The organism is Microcystis sp. 49638_E5 (genome assembly GCF_021300285.1).
Classification (GTDB): domain Bacteria; phylum Cyanobacteriota; class Cyanobacteriia; order Cyanobacteriales; family Microcystaceae; genus Microcystis; species Microcystis aeruginosa_C.
Window position 1 is genome coordinate 1 of the sequence record NZ_JAJTDH010000042.1, and the last position, 15048, is coordinate 15048.

The following is a 15048-nucleotide window of genomic DNA, read 5'->3' on the forward strand; positions in this document are numbered from 1 at the left end:
TATTAGCACTTTGATAGGGATAGACACGAATGTAGTAGGTGCCTGCACTCAACTGACTGGTAATGCTCTCAGAAGCCGTACCACCGTTAGTAGAGGAGGCAATGACAGAACCGCTACTATTTAACAGTAGCACGTCCGCGTCGGCGGTCATTCCAGTTAGACCAAGATTAAAGTTACCAGAATTAGCGAGGGAAAAACAATAGTAATTGTTGGTATCGGTGCTTCCTACCCAATCGGTGTAACTGGTGGTGCTGGAACCGACTGTAATCGCTCTGGCAGTGGCGAGGGTATTGCCGGCTAGGTCAACAGAACTGGGAAGACCCACAAAACTACTTTGACCCGTTAAAAAATCACCGTCTTGAGGCCAAGAGGAAAGGGATTCGGATGATTGCCAGCGATTTTTCAGTTCTAGCTGGTATTCTTCCAGAGAATTGCTTAAAAAGTCAGAATCCAGTCCCTGGAGACTTTTGCGGACAAAAGGGGTAATCAAGTCGGAGCGTCCCAAACCTGATCCCACGCCAAGGGTTGGTAACTGGAAGATATCATCTAAAACATTGCTGTCTGATAGGTTGAAACTTTGGTCAAGCATCTTTTTTCTCCTTGAGTCAAGACTTTTAAGTAGGGAGGCAAAATTATTTGTAGGATGGGTTGGCGGTAGCGTAACATGAGCAGGAGTTGGGTTTCATGCTTCAACCGTTCGGCAAAAGCTCACGGCCGAAGTCCAACCTACGTTCATCTTATACTTAATTCCACCCACCCACTTACTCTATTCCATCATTAGTTGTAACCGAAATTCCGCACATTTTTATATATTTTTATATATTTTTATATATTTTTACATCACCTTGATGAAAATCAATAATTGTAGCTATAATCCTTCCTGCCAATGGGTTGTAAGCAATGTATTAGTAATAATTATCAAATTATCAATTGAATGATAAGAAATGCGGAATGTGGGTTGTAACCTATTTCCTGTAGCAAAAGTAGCAGGTAGCAAGTTATTGACACAAATCGCAAAGTATTTGTAACTAAATTTTTACGAAATAGATGTTGATGTCGCTTCCCTCCTGCGGGACGGCAAGAAAGGAGTGAGAAAATACATATAAATGTACTACCAGAGGTAGCATTAGCCCAAAATTCTGCGATCAATGCTTTAAAAAGGGAAAATGAGCTAAATTTCCCCCACAAGTAACCTCTATTAATCCCCACCCACTAGATAGGTATAACGCCGCAAACTGCGTTCATAATCCTGTAGGAGTAATTGGGATTCTTCCACAGTCATGCGATTTTCCTGCAAAGCTTGTTCACAACGAAGACGAATTCTTTCTAACAGGTCTTCCGCAGAATACTGCACATAACCTAATACTTCCGTGATCGTATCTCCTTTGACTAGATACTCGATATCGTATCCCTTGGGACTCATCTGAATATGTACCACGTTAGTATCGCCAAAAAGATTATGTAAATTGCCCATAATCTCTTGATAAGCACCCACCAGAAACATTCCTAGATAATAGGGTTCTGGAGAATGTTTCCCGTTTTTGTACTCCAACGGATGCAATTCTAAAACGGATTTTACGTCCCCGCGCAAATCGATAAACTGGGCAATTTTCCCGTCACTATCACAGGTTAAATCTGCGAGAATGCCTCTTTGGGTAGGCTCTCGATCAAGACGATGGATCGGCATAATTGGAAATAGTTGATCGATCGCCCAACTATCGGGAACTGACTGAAAAACCGAGAGATTGGCATAATAAATTGAGGCCATAATTTGCTCTAAGTCTTCCAAGTCATCGGGAACATAATCCTGTTGTCGGGCCACTTGCAGAATTTTGTGACAACAAGCCCAGTACAATTGTTCGGCTCTAGCTCGTTCCTTGAGACTGAGATAACCGAAATTAAACAGACTAATCGCCTCCTCTTTGAACTGTCCCGCATCGTGATAAGCTTCCTGATAATTGCGCTCATCGATACCCGTGTAGGTTTCCCAGAGATTACGGAGGATGAGGTGTTCTTTCCCATTGCAGGGATCGGGGGGATTTTGGGGAACCTCGCTACTACCCAGGATATCAAAGACTAACACCGATTGATGAGAAGCGATCGCCCGTCCACTTTCACTGATGAGAATCGGGGGTGAAATCTGGGCATCTTCACAAGCTTCCTTGACCTCGGCCACGATATCGTTAGCATAATTCTGCATATTGTAGTTTTTTGAGGCGTAGAAGTTAGTTTTTGAGCCATCGTAATCGACCCCTAAACCACCCCCCACATCGAGATAGGTCATATTTGCCCCTAATTTCGCTAATTCCACATAAATCTGACTAGCTTCGCGAATAGCATCCTTAATGACGCTAATAGCGGAGATTTGCGACCCGATATGATAGTGCAGCAGTTGCAGACAATCTAACATCCCCGCTTGTTCTAATTCCGTCACCACCGTTAGGATTTCCGGGACGGTTAAACCGAATTTTGCCCGGTCTCCCGTGGAACATCCCCAACGTCCCACCCCTTTTGTCCCCAGTTTCGCACGCACTCCCAAATGTGGGGCAATTCCTAACTGACGACTGACGCGCAGGGTTAAATATAATTCTTCCAATTGTTCGATGACAATCAAAGGCCGATGACCGAGACGAGTGGTCAAAAGAGCGGTTTCGATGTATTCTTTGTCCTTATAGCCGTTACAAATTAGCAAGGGTTGTGTTTTGTCATTTTTGCCGTTTAAGGCAGGTTCTAGGGTAGCTAAAGCAATCATTAGCTCAGGTTTTGAACCAGCCTCAAGCCCAAATTGATAGGGTTTACCAAAACGCACTAAAGACTCGACGATGTGACGGTGTTGATTGCACTTGATCGGATAGACACCGCGATAGACATTGGGATAATTATAACGGGCGATCGCTCGGCTAAAACAGGCATTCAGGCGCTCGATCCGATCCTCAAGGATGTCACTAAACCGAATCAACAGGGGTAAACCGATATTCCGCCGCTTAATCGCTGAAACTAACTCGTATAAGTCCAAAGAACCGCCCCTTTCTCCCTGGGGCGAGACGGTAATATTTCCTGCGGCATTGATCGAGAAATAGGGTTCTCCCCAGCCTTGGATGCGATAGAGATTTTCGCTATCTTCGATCGACCAATGTTTAACGGGGGCAACTTTTTCGAGGTTGTTACCGTCAGAAGGGGTCAGATCGACTGGAGATAATTGCCTTTCTTGTTTTTTAAGTTGAGTTTTACCCGCCATTGTCTATCGATCGCTCCTTGTGAGACTCCGATCTTCTATCTTAAGTCAGACTTCCTGTCTGCGACCAAGATTCTGATCATGATAGAATTTACTAGCTCTTAGGAGGCAGGATTCAGGATTCAGGAGACAGGAGGCGGTCGGCAGGAGATAGGAGATTATTTGTATTTTCTCCCCATCCCCCATCACCCTAGGGTTGATTCATAGTAGGGTTGATTCATGAATCAACCCTACCCATCACCCCCCGCAACGCGCACGCAGTGACCACCCTGTTCCCTTCTCCCCAAAAATTTTATAGTGAACCGCTTATGAATTTATTAGACTCAAAAGGACGTTTATTCGGTAAATTTAGCTTGCTTGATATCGGAGCGGCCCTAGTAATTTTATTGACAATTATCGGTATTTTTGTTGTCCCGGGGACGAGTGGTAAAAGTACGATCGCTCAAGTTACCAAAGAACCCATAGAAGTGGATGTTATTGTCCGGGGTTTAAGTGTTCTCAATCCCAATGCTTTGATTAATCAATTCAATACCGAGAAGAAAACTAATATTGTTATTCGTAATCAACCGGCTGGTCAAGTGGATATAAAAAATGTTAAACCTTTAGCGAGAAATGTCTTAGTTCCGCAGCCAGATGGTAGTGTGAAAGTCCTACCCGATCCCCGCACGGAAAACTATTCTCAAGATATGATCATGACTCTCAGTGGTCAAGCGGAAGTTACCGATACCGGTGCGGTTGTTGGCGGTCAAAAGGTGAAAATTGGCACTTTAATCGAGTTGGAAGGAGATAATTATAATTTCAACACCAGTGTTATCGATGTCCGTTTACCAAAAAGGTCTTAATCAGTGAGCAGTGGGGAATTATGAATTATGAATTATGAATTATGAACTAGGGAGCAGGGAGAATAAATAAAACCAATCCCCTGTCTCCTGAATCCTGCCTCCTGACTCCTGAATCCTGACGACTAAAAAACTGATAAGAGGATTAACTGCTATTTATACACCGCCTTTAGCTCGTTTGATCGAGCAGTTACAAAAATTACCCGGAGTCGGACCCAAAAGCGCCCAACGTTTGGCCCTGTATATTCTCAAACGACCGGAACAAGATGCGCTCGAATTGGCCCAGGCGATCGTAGCAGCGAAAAAACAAGTAGGATTATGTCAGGTTTGTTTCCATCTTTCGGCCGAACCGATTTGTGAAATTTGCCGCAATCCCAACCGAGAAACGGGGACTATCTGTGTGGTAGCTGACTCCAGAGATGTGATTGCTTTGGAGAAAACTAGGGAATATTCGGGCAAATATCACGTTTTAGGGGGTGTTATCTCACCTATGGATGGCATTGGACCGGATCAATTAAATATACAGTCTTTAGTCACCAGAGTCAGCCAGAAAAAAATTCAGGAAGTTATCTTAGCTATCAGTCCCAGTGTCGAGGGGGAAACCACGACTTTGTATATCGGGGGTTTACTAAAACCCTTCACTAAAGTTACCCGCATCGCTTTTGGGTTGCCCATGGGCGGCGATCTGGAATACGCTGATGAAGTAACCTTAGCGAGAGCTTTAGAAGGTCGTCGGGAATTATAGAGCAGGGTGTGAGGTTTTGATCAGGTTACTTTTTGGCGAATAATCGAGCATTTGTAATCTAAGATACAGTTTTATACTGCGTCTTATGCTTAGGTGCATAATTTGTAGCTGCAGAAATCTTTGGGCGGGAATCACGAGCAACTGCACGGGAGCGAGAGAGAGCGCTGTTAAATGCTTTAAAGGCCGTTCTAGAATCGCCATTTCGCCGAGACAGTCGCCGTTTCCCCAGATTTTCTAGGACGATTATTCGGCCCGACTACTCAAAGGGTTATTGAGATTGCTAGTGCCGGGACGTTTAACATTATGGGATTGTAGGAGTGAGATCGCCTGTTGGTACTGGGGATCATCCTTAGTTCCCAGCAAAGAAGGATCATCGCGGAAGCGCAGCTGTTGTTCCTGGGTTAACTCGATCTGCACATCGGGTTTAATGCCTTTTTTGTAGATATTTTCGCCGTTGGGGGGATAATAACGGGCAATTGTCACCGCTAAACCAGAACCATCGGAAAGGGTGTGTACCGATTGGACGGTACTCTTGCCATAAGTCGATGTACCTACTAAAGTCGCCCGGCCATTTTCTTTTAGTGCTCCGGCGAGGATTTCGCTGGCGCTGGCGGAACCTTTATTAACCAAGACTACTAGGGGTAAATCGGTAATAGCGGTGTTATTGGCGATAAATTGGCGATCTCCGCCCCGTCGATCGATGGTGCTAACGATTTTGCCCTGTTTCATCCACATACGAGCGATATCGACACTAGCAAATAGTAACCCGCCGGGGTTGCCCCGCAGATCGAGAACATAGCCGGATACCTGTTGTTGACTTAATTCCTCGATCGCCTGTTTCATTTGTTCGGCTGCGTGGGAACTAAATTCATCCAGTTTGATATAACCAACTTTCACCCCACCTTCCTGTTTAAGGGTATAGCTAACCGAGGGAATTTCGATATCTACCCGGGTCAAAGTCACTTCAAATACCCCTTGATCGGGACGGGCAAGCTGTAAACTAACGCTAGTACCCACTTCTCCCTGTAGTGCTTCCATTGCCTGTTCTAAGGTCATTAAAGCGGTGGGTTTGCCGTTAATTCTGATCAGGCGATCGCCGCTTTTCACTCCCGCTTCCTTGGCGGGGGATTTTTTCACCGTATCGACAACGACCAGATCGCTAGTGCGTTTATCGAGAGCTAAACGTACCCCAATTCCCGATAATTCTCCAGAAGTTTGACTGGTGAGGACAGAAAATTCCCTAGGAGTTAAAAAACGGGTATAAGTATCACCCAATTCCTTTAAAGCTTCCCGGATTGCCGTGTAAGCTTGTTGGGGATTAGTATAATTTCTGCTTAACAATTCTTGACGTTTTTTTTGCCAATCAATTTGATGAAAACTACGATCTACAAATTCATTATTAACAATTTGCCAAACCTGGTCGATGACCGCTTTCGGGTTATCTTCTAAGGGTTTTTCCCCTTTGGCTGCGGGGGTAAAGACCATCAGGGAACTAACTGCTAGGGTAGCGATCGCACCTCCAGATAGGAGTTTCTGCACGGAAACGAACGAGGGACGCGACTGGTTCATAAAGACAAAGCCAAAATAAGATTGACGTTTAGATAAAGCCATTCAAAAAGCGGGAGCATTTTGCCTTCGAGGGAGGTGAGGAGCGGTGTTAACTACGACTTTCGTATAGATAGGGGAGTTCCTTGTCTGGCTCTAATATCCACTATAATTCTACTTCTAGAAAATCGAGTAATATCTGGCGATGAATTTTTCCTAAAGAACGAGTCTGATTAATCTTCTCGGAATAGTATTCCCCTTGACGGATGGCAGCCTGGGGTAATAATGCTAAATCTTGCCCTTCCGTTTGCACTAATTTTTTTAATTCCAGGGTCAGGGGTACATGATAAAGATAACGGGAGAGATTATCATCGTTATAAGAGCGAAAATAGCGTAAACTAGGGGCTTCGTAGTTAATTTCTTCTTTTAACTCTCGTTTTAACCCTATTTCTGGACTTTCACCCGCTTCTAAGTGACCACCAAATAAACCCCACACCCCCGGATAGAGAATCGTCGGGATGTCGTCGCGCAACTGCATTAAAAAGCGACCGTCCTGTTCTAAAATCGCCAAAGCAACAAATATCATCAGTTATCAGTTATCAGTTGTCAGTTATCAGTTGTCAGGAGATTATTTGTATTTTCTCCCCACTTCATAATTCATAATTCATAATTCATAATTCCCACACCTAACCCTAGCTATTTCTCGCTTTGTTTATGGGGTAAAAAGAAAGCATCGAGGGGATCTGGGATGGGTTTAACCACTGCGGGGGGTTTGGGGGGAATCGCTTCCGCGACGGGTTGCGCGGGGGGATTGGGTTTAACGGGGGTAACGACGGGAGTTGCTGGGGGTTTTGTTTCAGCTGCGCTGGGAATTGTCACCTGTCGGGGATTTTCGAGGGGTTTAGTGGAGACTGGGGGAGAATTATTTTCTGGGGGTTTAACTTCTGAGGTGGGGGAAGGTTTAATTTCTGGGGACGGGGAAGGAGTGGGAACCGAATTAACTGCTACTGCATCCATCTGTTCTAATTCCACCACATACAATTCGTTAACGCTTTGGGAACCCTGGGGAATAACTTCAAAGTCAATTTTGCCCTTAATGACGATTTCTTCGCCTTGACGGGGTAATTTATTGCTATTGGTGCGAATCCAAATCTTGCCCGAACCATCCTGCAAAAGATAGGCTCCTCCCGCTAAAAAAGGGGCATAATTGCTCACAGTTCCCCTAAGATAAACTAAAGCACCTTTTGGTTTTTCCTGTAATTGCTCGATCGCTGTTAGGGGAGGATCACCGATGTAGGGAACGGCAATACCGAGGTCAGCAAGGGTACTACAACCGAATAACCCTAGCAATAATAATAAACTGCCGATGCGCCCTACACGAGTCTGAATAGACATTCTTGCTTTAACCTTAACGAGTGCGATTAGCCAATCTTTTTGACCATAGAATAGATCCGAAAGATTTTTGTTCTCGGTATTATCATAGAATGTCCGTAACTACTTGCCAAATTCTCGACGGGAAAGCCTTAGCTCAAAAAATCCAGCTTGGTCTAGGAGAGCGCATCCAGACGCTAAAATCTCCAATGGGAAGACCTCCGGGGTTAGCGGTGTTGATGGTGGGGGATAATCCCGCTAGTGCCGTTTATGTCCGCAATAAGGAGAAAGCTTGTACTAAAATCGGTATGGCCTCTTTTGGTCGTCATTTTCCAACCGATACAAATGAACTAGAAGTTTTAGCGGAAATTGTCCGTCTCAATCAAGATGAGCGGGTGGACGGGATTTTAATTCAATTACCTTTACCTAAGCATTTAGACGCGGTTTCCCTTCTCTACCAAATTGACCCGAAAAAAGATGCTGATGGTTTACATCCTCTCAATTTAGGCGGTTTAGTGCGGGGTGAGGACTGTATCCGCAGTTGTACTCCTGCGGGGGTCATGGCACTGCTGAAAGAATATAATATTCCCATAGCCGGTAAGCACGCGGTGGTACTGGGTCGCAGCATTCTAGTGGGGAAACCTTTAGCTTTAATGTTATTGGAGGAAAACGCTACGGTAACTATTGCTCACTCGCGCACGGAAAATCTGGCAGAAATAACCAGAAGTGCCGATATTTTAGTACCTGCGGTCGGTAAAGCGAATTTAATCACCCCGGATATGGTAAAACCTGGTGCGGTAGTGGTGGATGTGGGGATTAATCGCGTCGCTGACCGTTTGGTGGGGGATGTGGACTATGCTGGAGTTTTAGAAGTAGCTAGTTATCTTACTCCTGTACCGGGTGGTGTCGGTCCGATGACAGTGGCAATGTTATTAAAAAATACCTTGTTAAGTTACGAACGCAAGTTATAAATCCTCAGCTACCAGCTATCAGCTATTCAGTGATTCGGCTCTCTTGGGTTCGGTGGGTAAAATCTATTCTAAAATACAGTCTTGCTGGCGAGTGCGTGGAACGAACCACAAAGACACAAAGGACACAAAGATTGATCGCTTCTATATAAGTTAAACTAATCACACAAAGAATAAGAGGGCCGTAATTCTACCGATACAATCCTTGATTTTTTTTTAACTATGTTGGTAGAATTTTACAAAACTGAATAAACTAGGAGCTTTTCGGTCATGATCTTTATTATCCCGATTATTCTTGGTGCGGCGGCCTTAGTTACTGCTGGTGTGGGAGTTAGTGCTGGTGCTGATGGTGTATCCAAGCTACAAAAGGCGCAAAAAATTGGCAAAAGTGCCGAACAAAGATATAAAAAAGCCAACAAATCCCTAGAAAAAAAGTTTCAAGCTACCCAAAAATTTGCGGAAGAATACGGTCAACTGCAAATTAATGTCAAAATCAACACCATCGGCAGATTTATTAAGTTTATTAGCAGAATTGATCAAAGAATAGGTCAAAGACTTGGTCAAAATTCTTCCCAATCCCATCAACGCTTCTTAGAAGGGTTTGAGGGATTTTCTGCCGAACAATTCAAGGAATATAAAGCAGAAGTGTTAGACGCGCAAAGTTTGGCTGTGGGGGGTTTAAAAGTAGTGGGAGTCGCTTCGGCAGCCAGTCAGGGAACCCTAGGATTAATTGGTCTTTTCGGTACTGCTAGTACAGGAACAGCAATTAGTGGACTTAGTGGGGTAGCGGCTTGGAATGCTACCTTAGCATGGTTAGGAGGTGGTTCTTTAGCTGCCGGTGGTGGTGGTATGGCCCTGGGAACAGTGGTTTTAGGAGGTATTACCGTCGGACCTGCTTTAATGATTGGTGGTTTTGTCTTAGGAGGAGAAGGGAAAAAGGCCCTAACTAAAGCTATCGAATACGCCAAGGAAGTGGATAATAAAATAGCTCAGTTAGATAAAAGTAAGGGTTTTTTAGGACAAGTTCAGCGCAGAATTAAGGAGTTACAATACCTCGTTCATAGTCTGAATAGTAGAGCTATTCAGAGTTTAAATGAACTGGAGTCACGAGCTAATTTTAATCCTCATCTAGAGGAAGATGCAGCCAAGTTTCGGGAGGTACTGCTTTTAATTAAAGCCTCATCGGAAATCATGAAACTATCCATCTTAGACGACAAGGGAAAATTAACTCAAGCAACGGAAAATCTCCAAGAAAAGTACCGCCATCTCTTAAAAAACTAATAATTATTCTTGAAAATCTATGAATGTTATCAACTGGTGGATCGATATTTATCCTCTGGTGATAATCAAAAACTTTCCTTAATTTTAGAAGAAATTACCATCTTATTTTGCTCTATTTATTGGAGAATTTCAGTCAATTATCGACGGTAAAAGCCGCGTTAAAGGATGCTAATCACTGTTGGGAATTTTAATTAATTACCCCTCAATATCTAATACTAAATCTGGTTAGTAAAAACTGATTATTTATTCTCCCTTTTGCCTGAGTGCCTGTCCTGATATGTAGCCTATACTCGACGGATTTAGTATTACTTATATCAAGACAAAAAAAGGTGGGACTTGCCCACCTTTGTCACTAAACTATTGTCCTTGCTCCACTGCTGCCACCATCAATAAAGTCTTGAGGACAGAATCAGGATTAAGACTGATGGAATCGATGCCTAATTCCACTAAAAATTGAGCGAATTCGGGGTAATCACTGGGGGCTTGACCACAGATACCGATTTTGCGATTATGGGCTTTAGCGGTTTCAATGGCCATTTTCACCATGCGTTTAACTCCCTCATTCCGTTCATCAAAAAGATGGGCAACTAGGGCAGAATCCCGATCTAATCCTAAGGTTAATTGGGTCAAATCATTAGAACCGATCGAAAATCCGTCAAACACCTGAGCAAATTGGTCAGCAAGAATTACATTACTTGGTAACTCACACATCACATAAACTTGCAAACCATCAACCCCGCGTTCGAGACCATTTTTCGCCATTTCTTCAAGGACTCTCATCCCTTCTTCGGGGGTACGACAGAAAGGAATCATCGGAATCACATTAGTTAATCCCATTTCTTCCCGGACCATTTTCAGCGCCCGACATTCCAAAGCGAAAGCCTCGCGATAATTAGGATCAGTATAACGGGAAGCGCCGCGCCAACCGATCATCGGGTTTTCTTCCTTGGGTTCAAAGGGTTTGCCACCCAATAAATTAGCGTATTCATTGGATTTAAAATCGGACATCCGCACAATTACATCTTTGGGGTAAAATGCGGCTGCAATCATGGCAATTCCCCGGGCCAATTTATCGACGAAAAATTGGGGTTTATCCTCGTAGTGTTTGGTTAATTCGGCGATTTGGTCTTTTACGTCTCCTTCTTCCAATTCGTGGAATTTCAGCAAGGCACTGGGGTGGGCCTGAATATGGTTAGCGATAATAAACTCTAGACGCGCTAAACCGACCCCTTGGGCAGGAATATCGGCAAAAGCGAAGGCTTTTTCGGGATTACCGATATTCATGAGGATTTTTGTCCGAGTTTGGGGCAAATTGTCCAGGGGAGTTTCAAGAATTTCAAAGGGTAGCAATCCGAGGTAAACTTTCCCTTCATCCCCTTCCGCACAGCAAACGGTGACTTCCTGACCGGTTTTAATCGTTTCCGTGGCATTATTGCAACCCACGATCGCCGGAATGCCCATTTCTCGTGCGATAATAGCGGCATGGCAAGTACGACCACCCTGATTAGTAACGATCGCGCTTGCTTGTTTCATAATCGGTTCCCAGTCGGGATCCGTGCGATTGGTGACGAGAACTTCTCCCGGTTTAAAGTTGTTGATTTTATCTACACTGAGGATGACTCTGGCTTTTCCTTGACCGATTGCCGCACCTACACTCCGTCCCACCGCTAAAACTTGACTTCTTTCTTTAATTTCGTAGGATTTAAGGATATTAGCGGCTTTTTGTGATTGTACGGTTTCTGGACGGGCCTGAACGATAAAGAGTTCTCCCGTGATCCCATCTTTTGCCCATTCGATGTCCATGGGGGTGTAGGTTCCGCGCACTTGCGAGTAATGTTCCTCGATTTGGGTCGTCCAACGGGCTAAAGTGAGGATTTCTTGGTCGCTAATGCAGAATTGATCCTGTTCTAGCTTGTTAACTCGGATATTCTTGGTTAGACGCGATCCTCCATCATCGTAGATCATCTTGATGGCTTTACTGCCGAGGCGTTTGTCGAGGATGGGTTTGTAGCCGTTTTTAAGAGTGGGTTTAAAAACCAGATATTCGTCGGGGTTAACGGCTCCTTGCACGACATTTTCCCCTAAACCGTAGGCTGCCGTGATTAAAGTGGCATTTTTGAACCCTGTTTCCGTATCGATGGAAAACATCACCCCGGAGGTGGCTAGATCTGAACGCACCATTTTTTGGACACCGACGGAAAGGGCGACGGAAAAGTGATCGAAACCGTTATGATGACGGTAGGAAATAGCGCGATCGGTGAATAAAGAGGCAAAACATTTATGGCAAGCTTCTAAAACTCCCCTCACCCCTTGCACGTTGAGGTAGGTTTCCTGTTGTCCAGCAAAACTCGCTTCTGGTAAGTCTTCGGCAGTGGCGCTCGATCGAACGGCCACATCGATGGAATGATAGAGATCATCGCCATAACGTTCACAGAGTCGGCGATAGGCAATAGCGATCGCATGACTTAAATCATCGGGGAACGGTGTATTGAGGATTAATGTGCGTGCTTGTTTACCTTTTTCTTGCAGGTTCTGCACATCGTTTTCGTCTAAATCTTGGAAAATTTGTCTTAATTGTGCGTCTAGTCCGGCTTTTTCGACAAAGTGACGGTAAGCGTAAGCGGTGGTGGCGAATCCTGTGGGGACATTAATCCCTTTCGGGGTTAATTGTTGGATCATTTCGCCTAATGAGGAGTTTTTCCCACCGACTAATCCCACATCTTTGCTGTCTACTTCTTCAAACCACAGAATTAATGCTTGTTCTCTAGAGGTTCTCGCAACATCTTGTAGTAGCATCATAAGTATTTTTACCTCTGTAATCTATACTTTCAGTTTAGCTACATACCATCTTCAAAAATCCTTGAGTTTGATATTTATTTACAAAACTATATAATAGCAAACTCCGCCATGATCGCCCTATCTCTAAAGGGTTTAATTGTCTAGCTACTTAACACAAAAATTAATAAACTAATCAGGAGTCTCAACAGTAACTTTCCTCAATGATAGCCTTAGTTATCTCAAAATAGTTACAGCAGTTATCTCAATGGTGAGATAGGAAGTTTTCGTTTTGGGGAGTCGGTCGTCAGCAGTCAGGAGTCAATACCAAATTAGGTTATACTTTTTTTTACGAGAAGGGCTGTAATTTAGCAATACGTCACCTTCAGTTTTAGGCATTTTCAAGGTCTGATAATAGTTCTTCTTCTGTCAAGTCAATCATCCCTACGCCAAAATCGGTCAATCTCAATAAAAAATTAACCCTATCCACTCCTAATAAATTGGCAGCCATACCCGATAAAATACGTTTCATCTCAAAGAGTTTTACTACCATAGCCCAGGTTGCTTCTCTATCGAATTCCTCTCGTGTTTTTTGAAGAAAGTCGAGTAAATTTTCAGGATAATTTATTGTGACTTGTAAAGTCATCTATCGTGCTATATTTATCTAATTTTTTTAGGTTGGATTTCACCTAGTTTAGCTCCATCCAACCTAGATTTATTTATAGTTGTGTAATGGTGACATCAACAGTTTTAACCGTAGTTCCCAAACTGGATAAAGGAGGTTGAATTTCCTGTTCATTACCCACTACTAGAGTCACAATTTGATTCGGTTGCAGATATTGTTGGGCCACTCGTTGAATATCGGCAATTGTCACCCCTTTTACCGCTTGTTGATAACGGAAGATAAAATCTTGGGGATAACCATAGTATTCATAGGTCATCAATCGCGATAAATTTTGAGCAGGTTTCTCAAACTTAAAAACAAAAGAATTGAGAATAGCATTTTTAGCATCTTCCAATTCTTTGGCAGTAACGGGTTGATTGCGAAGGCGTTCGATTTCGCCTAAAATTGCCTTAATAAAAGGTACGGTGGCATCGGTGCGAGTTTGACCTCCCGCAATAAATAAACCGGGATAATCATAACGACTATTCCAGATACCATAGACAGAATAAGCTAATCCTTGACGGGAACGTACTTCATTAAATAAACGACCACCAAAACCGCTTAAAATCTCATTTAATACCGTTAAAGCGGGATAGTCGGGACTATCCAAACGACCACCAAGATGACCTAATAAAACGCTACTCTGGGTTAATTGGGGTTGATTGACAATAAAGACACCTTGAAGATTTTTTTGGGTTGCCGAAGGGGTGACAATTTTAGGGGCAGTTGCGGGATTTTTCCAATCGCTAAAAGTCTTATTGATTAATGCTTTCATCGACTGAGAATCAAAATCACCGACAATTCCTAAAATTATTTGGTCGGGACGGACATAGGTACGATAAAAATCGATTAAATCCTGACGATCAATATTAGCTAAAGTGCTATATTCTACAGTACGAGCGTAGGGGCTACTATCACCATAGACTAGCTTTTTAAACTCCCGACTAGCAATATCACTGGGATCATCATTACGTCGAGCAATCGCTCCTTTTTCCTGAACTTTAGCTAATTCCACCCTCTGACTTTCAAAAGCTGGGGAACGCAAAACCTCGGCAAAGAGATTAAAAACTGCTTCTAAATCTTCACTAAGAGCGCTAAAACTAGCAGTTCCAGAGTTAAGATCGATCGAGGTTTCTACGAGGGCTGCTCTTTGTTCTAATAATTGATTTAAGACATTAGAAGGATGTTTTTCCGTGCCACCGCTACGCAGCACGGTTCCAGTAATATCGGCTAATCCGACTTTTTCCCCCGGTTCTAATCTTCCTCCCGTCCGAATCATCGCCGTACCACTCACTAAAGGTAAGCTCCGATCCTCCACTAAATAAACCACCATACCATTATCTAGTTGATAACGTTCGTATTGGGGAACTGTAACTTCAGGAAGGGGAGGAAAAGTTAAATCGGTAAAATGTCGCGGGGTTTGGGCAATTGCCGGGGAACGAAAAGCTAGGACACCCATCAGGGTGATAATGATTAAACCTAGCCATTGTAAGCGTTTTTTCATGATTTGAGTGAAAATTATCGAGAGGAATAGATAAGAGGGAGCAAAAGGCAAACTTAGCCGCTTTTTGCTTTTTACGGTAGTCCTCAAGAAGTAATGATGATAGAATAGTCGCTAAAAATCA

Annotated in this window: 12 protein-coding genes; 4 read left to right on the top strand and 8 right to left on the bottom strand. The window is 43.6% G+C overall.

Annotated elements, in window-relative coordinates:
* Nucleotides 1–589: PPC domain-containing protein (locus LW728_RS13495; RefSeq protein WP_287766967.1), on the bottom strand; the 589-nt coding region annotated here is incomplete at its 3' end.
* A 609-nt stretch (nucleotides 590–1198) separates the two neighbouring features.
* A complete protein-coding gene (speA, locus tag LW728_RS13500; protein ID WP_287766968.1) occupies nucleotides 1199–3238 on the bottom strand; it encodes a biosynthetic arginine decarboxylase in 2040 nt (679 codons plus the stop codon).
* Nucleotides 3239–3543: 305 nt separating this feature from the next.
* Between speA and LW728_RS13505 the strand changes: the two genes are divergently transcribed.
* Nucleotides 3544–4077, top strand: coding sequence for a DUF4330 domain-containing protein (locus tag LW728_RS13505; RefSeq protein ID WP_149986834.1), 534 nt, complete (start codon nucleotides 3544–3546; stop codon nucleotides 4075–4077).
* A gap of 151 nt (nucleotides 4078–4228) precedes the next feature.
* Nucleotides 4229–4819, top strand: coding sequence for a recombination mediator RecR (gene recR / locus LW728_RS13510; RefSeq protein ID WP_071839459.1), 591 nt, complete (start codon nucleotides 4229–4231; stop codon nucleotides 4817–4819).
* A 243-nt stretch (nucleotides 4820–5062) separates the two neighbouring features.
* On the opposite strand, the gene ctpB is transcribed toward recR, so the two are convergent.
* From ctpB to LW728_RS13525, 3 genes are all read right to left on the bottom strand, one after another.
* Nucleotides 5063–6388: a carboxyl-terminal processing protease CtpB gene (gene ctpB / locus LW728_RS13515; RefSeq protein ID WP_353736996.1), complete on the bottom strand. Its 1326-nt coding sequence runs from the start codon at nucleotides 6386–6388 to the stop codon at nucleotides 5063–5065.
* Between the two features lie 142 nt (nucleotides 6389–6530).
* The gene (locus LW728_RS13520) at nucleotides 6531–6950 is read right to left on the bottom strand and encodes an NUDIX hydrolase (protein ID WP_004268900.1); all 420 of its coding nucleotides are present in this window, start codon (nucleotides 6948–6950) and stop codon (nucleotides 6531–6533) included.
* Nucleotides 6951–7060: 110 nt separating this feature from the next.
* The gene (locus LW728_RS13525) at nucleotides 7061–7759 is read right to left on the bottom strand and encodes a hypothetical protein (RefSeq protein WP_004268899.1); all 699 of its coding nucleotides are present in this window, start codon (nucleotides 7757–7759) and stop codon (nucleotides 7061–7063) included.
* 89 nt (nucleotides 7760–7848) lie between these two features.
* On the opposite strand from LW728_RS13525, the gene folD reads away from it, so the two are divergent.
* Together folD and LW728_RS13535 are read left to right on the top strand one after the other, a co-directional pair.
* The gene (folD, locus tag LW728_RS13530) at nucleotides 7849–8706 is read left to right on the top strand and encodes a bifunctional methylenetetrahydrofolate dehydrogenase/methenyltetrahydrofolate cyclohydrolase FolD (RefSeq protein WP_287231891.1); all 858 of its coding nucleotides are present in this window, start codon (nucleotides 7849–7851) and stop codon (nucleotides 8704–8706) included.
* A 267-nt stretch (nucleotides 8707–8973) separates the two neighbouring features.
* A complete protein-coding gene (locus tag LW728_RS13535; RefSeq protein WP_287766970.1) occupies nucleotides 8974–9984 on the top strand; it encodes a hypothetical protein in 1011 nt (336 codons plus the stop codon).
* Between the two features lie 357 nt (nucleotides 9985–10341).
* Here the strand turns inward: LW728_RS13535 and ppsA are convergent, their stop codons facing one another.
* The 3 genes from ppsA to LW728_RS13550 form a co-directional block, all read right to left on the bottom strand.
* Nucleotides 10342–12783: a phosphoenolpyruvate synthase gene (ppsA, locus tag LW728_RS13540; RefSeq protein WP_004268894.1), complete on the bottom strand. Its 2442-nt coding sequence runs from the start codon at nucleotides 12781–12783 to the stop codon at nucleotides 10342–10344.
* Between the two features lie 367 nt (nucleotides 12784–13150).
* A complete protein-coding gene (locus LW728_RS13545) occupies nucleotides 13151–13405 on the bottom strand; it encodes a UPF0175 family protein (protein ID WP_287766971.1) in 255 nt (84 codons plus the stop codon).
* 73 nt (nucleotides 13406–13478) lie between these two features.
* Nucleotides 13479–14927, bottom strand: coding sequence for a M16 family metallopeptidase (locus LW728_RS13550; protein WP_287670855.1), 1449 nt, complete (start codon nucleotides 14925–14927; stop codon nucleotides 13479–13481).
* Nucleotides 14928–15048 lie beyond the last annotated feature (121 nt).

What these genes read in the sequence shown, in the direction of transcription:
- speA (WP_287766968.1), bottom strand. Translation starts at nt 3,238, where the DNA reads ATGGCGGGTAAAACTCAACTTAAAAAACAAGAAAGGCAATTATCTCCA.
- LW728_RS13505 (WP_149986834.1), top strand. Translation starts at nt 3,544, where the DNA reads ATGAATTTATTAGACTCAAAAGGACGTTTATTCGGTAAATTTAGCTTG.
- ctpB (WP_353736996.1), bottom strand. Translation starts at nt 6,388, where the DNA reads ATGAACCAGTCGCGTCCCTCGTTCGTTTCCGTGCAGAAACTCCTATCT.
- LW728_RS13520 (WP_004268900.1), bottom strand. Translation starts at nt 6,950, where the DNA reads ATGATATTTGTTGCTTTGGCGATTTTAGAACAGGACGGTCGCTTTTTA.
- LW728_RS13525 (WP_004268899.1), bottom strand. Translation starts at nt 7,759, where the DNA reads ATGTCTATTCAGACTCGTGTAGGGCGCATCGGCAGTTTATTATTATTG.
- folD (WP_287231891.1), top strand. Translation starts at nt 7,849, where the DNA reads ATGTCCGTAACTACTTGCCAAATTCTCGACGGGAAAGCCTTAGCTCAA.
- LW728_RS13535 (WP_287766970.1), top strand. Translation starts at nt 8,974, where the DNA reads ATGATCTTTATTATCCCGATTATTCTTGGTGCGGCGGCCTTAGTTACT.
- ppsA (WP_004268894.1), bottom strand. Translation starts at nt 12,783, where the DNA reads ATGATGCTACTACAAGATGTTGCGAGAACCTCTAGAGAACAAGCATTA.
- LW728_RS13545 (WP_287766971.1), bottom strand. Translation starts at nt 13,405, where the DNA reads ATGACTTTACAAGTCACAATAAATTATCCTGAAAATTTACTCGACTTT.
- LW728_RS13550 (WP_287670855.1), bottom strand. Translation starts at nt 14,927, where the DNA reads ATGAAAAAACGCTTACAATGGCTAGGTTTAATCATTATCACCCTGATG.